General features: G+C 54.1%; 4 protein-coding genes. 2 read left to right on the top strand and 2 right to left on the bottom strand.

Annotated elements, in window-relative coordinates:
- Together RLDS_RS30390 and RLDS_RS30385 are read left to right on the top strand one after the other, a co-directional pair.
- Window positions 1–507: TIR domain-containing protein (locus RLDS_RS30390; protein WP_021224403.1), on the top strand; the 507-nt coding region annotated here is incomplete at its 5' end.
- Window positions 508–553: 46 nt separating this feature from the next.
- The gene (locus RLDS_RS30385) at window positions 554–1,108 is read left to right on the top strand and encodes a toll/interleukin-1 receptor domain-containing protein (protein ID WP_021224402.1); all 555 of its coding nucleotides are present in this window, start codon (window positions 554–556) and stop codon (window positions 1,106–1,108) included.
- Between the two features lie 16 nt (window positions 1,109–1,124).
- On the opposite strand, the gene RLDS_RS0127475 is transcribed toward RLDS_RS30385, so the two are convergent.
- Both RLDS_RS0127475 and RLDS_RS0127470 read right to left on the bottom strand, forming a co-directional pair.
- Window positions 1,125–1,781, bottom strand: a complete 657-nt coding sequence (locus RLDS_RS0127475) for an SLOG domain-containing protein (RefSeq protein WP_025160956.1) — start codon at window positions 1,779–1,781, stop codon at window positions 1,125–1,127.
- Between the two features lie 2 nt (window positions 1,782–1,783).
- On the bottom strand, window positions 1,784–2,524 hold a 741-nt coding region (locus RLDS_RS0127470; protein ID WP_031297267.1), incomplete at its 5' end, for a toll/interleukin-1 receptor domain-containing protein.

Genomic DNA, 2,524 nt, shown 5'->3' with positions numbered 1-2,524 from the left:
GGGGGCCTTATGGCGCGGCGCGTTTTCTTCAGTTTCCACTTCGCGAACGATTTTTGGCGCACCCAGCAAGTGCGCAACATCGGTGCTCTTGAAGGGCAGTCTCTTTGCACCGCGAATGCGTGGGAAGAGGTCAAGCGGAAGGGCAAGGCCTCGATCGAAAAATGGATCGATGACAACATGTACGGCAAGAGCTGTGTGGTGGTGCTTGTCGGCTCTGAAACAGCGAACCGGCCTTGGGTAATCCGCGAGATCGTTAAAGGCTGGGATGCCGGCAAAGGAGTGGTCGGTATTCGGATAAACAAACTTCTCGGCCACGACGGGAATTCGTGCACGGCTGGTAGCAATCCGTTTGACGAAGTGGGCTATGGAAATACCGGGAAAAAGCTATCATCTATAGCGAAGCTGGTCACCCCTTCCGGCTCAGATAGCAAGGCAGTCTATGATTCGATCAAGAACGGAATCGAGAGTTGGATTGAGGACGCGATAGCGATCCGCTCAAATAACTGAGGTAGCTCCGTGAGTTCGGTCTATATCCGATAATAGAGTTTCGATTATGATCGAATACATTACAAAATCCGAGCTTCGGAATTTCGCTGATAAGTTAAATGTTAGCGAACAGGCAAGCCTCAGAAAGTCTGCTGCTTCCCGTAGCCTCTCAGGCACCACATTTCTTTCACACTCGAGCAAAGATGATGATCTGGTCGTTGGCGCTATTCGTGTGTTGGAAGGGCACGGAGCTAGGGTCTATGTCGATGAAATCGACCCGGAAATGCCCCCATACACGACGGAGGAAACGGCGGGGCTGCTAAAGAGCCGTATTCGCCAGACCAAGCGCTTTGTCCTTCTTGCAAGCAAGAATAGCAAGGACAGCCGTTGGGTGCCCTGGGAGTTGGGCGTGGCCGATGGTTATAAAGGGTTGACGAAGATCGCGCTGTTCCCGGCATCCGACAGCGCGCATGAGCAGGCATGGGCGTCGTGGGAGTATCTGGGATTATACCGCCGCATCGTCTGGGGGGATCTACAGGGTCATCAAAAGCGCGTCTGGATGGTCCTTGACGAGAAAAGGAACACAGCTACGGAGCTTAGCGAATGGCTTGCTGGCGACTGATGAGTTCCCACCCCGTTTAAGCAGTGGCAGGGGGCTGCCAAAATCGCTCCTCAACGACAGCTGGTTGGAGGGCCGGGCTTTCGAAGCGCTCCTCTCGGACGGAAACGTCAAGGTGGCGGTGAAATAACGCAACATAGTCCCGGTCTTCCGTTAGGTCGGGCGCTAAAGACTCAACTTGCGCTCCTACGTCAAGCGTCGCGCCGCCCGTGGAGATTACCGGTATCACTGCAGCCTCGGGTTGCAGGCGTCGAAACATCTCATATTCTTGTATAATTCCTCCCATGCCTCCAATAAAAACTGCTGCTTTGAACTTGTGTTCGGAAAACATGCGTTCACGCATGTTCAGCAAGCTCTTCTCCCGATCCCTTTCGATCTCTTCCGTATAAACCACGTTGTTGAACCGCTCATTATCCTCGGGATACTCATCCTTGAAATGGCGAGACTGGTAGAGCCGGACCCAGTGTCCGTAATTTATTCCGATGTCTTGCGAGACCACCCAGATCATCGGTGTGATTGCGGGTTGACCACCCCAGACAAGCAGCCTGCGCCCTAGTGTAACGTGCACCAAAGCGGAGACTGCGGCTGTAATCGCGACGGTGTCAGCAGTCGCTGCATATTGTGGGCCTCGCTTTGGATCTGGCACGCCCGCCGAAAGAAAAATGGCCTCAGTCATGGTCAATTCTCCCATGCCGCAAGAGCCCATCCGGCTTCGGAAACTTTAATCGTACGGACCGCGCGAATATGATCCCCAAGCCATCGGAGATGAGCATTCCATGCATCACGGATGCCGATATGATCGTAGACCAGTACCGGTATCTCCTGCTGTTCCGCTCGTCGCGCCTTATCGGCCACGTCGTTCAAAATTTCAGCCGTGGGGATTCCGACGATCGGATATGCCCAGATCTTTTCGCCGTCCAGCAACCGCACGGCGACGGCCCGATGTGCACCGACGCCTTCCACTGACGCACCAATTTTTTCGACGTCAGCGCGAAGCTTGCCGGTAATCGACATATATCGAGATGCGATGCTGCGGCTTCTTAGCCGCTCGACCTCCAGGACGATTGTATCTGCCGTTTGGGCTACTATTGGGCCATCCGGCCCTTCGAGTTCCTTTGGGTCAAGATATATAGTCTCTGCAAGATCGGTCAGCTTGTTTGGCGTATGCTCAGGCCAAATTACACGAAGGACCTGGATCTCTTTCGCGCGTGCTCTTCCTATTTCCTGTCGCGTCCAGCGGCTATCGAAATAGGTAGGCGTGTCGAGCATAACCATAACATCAGAATCAACGAGCCTATGCCAAAGCACATCTTGGAACGGATCGCCGGGCCTAATGTCGTGCGTGTCCAAGAATACGTCGAATCCGCGGGACGCAAGGAGATCGTGAAGTTGCAACGCAGCTGCTCGGGATTCCACCCG

It is taken from the genome of Sphingobium lactosutens DS20 (assembly GCF_000445105.1).
GTDB classification, from domain to species: Bacteria; Pseudomonadota; Alphaproteobacteria; order Sphingomonadales; family Sphingomonadaceae; genus Sphingobium; species Sphingobium lactosutens.
This window is presented reverse-complemented; position numbering and strand designations above follow the sequence as displayed.

What these genes read in the sequence shown, in the direction of transcription:
- RLDS_RS30385 (WP_021224402.1), top strand. Translation starts at nt 554, where the DNA reads ATGATCGAATACATTACAAAATCCGAGCTTCGGAATTTCGCTGATAAG.
- RLDS_RS0127475 (WP_025160956.1), bottom strand. Translation starts at nt 1,781, where the DNA reads ATGACTGAGGCCATTTTTCTTTCGGCGGGCGTGCCAGATCCAAAGCGA.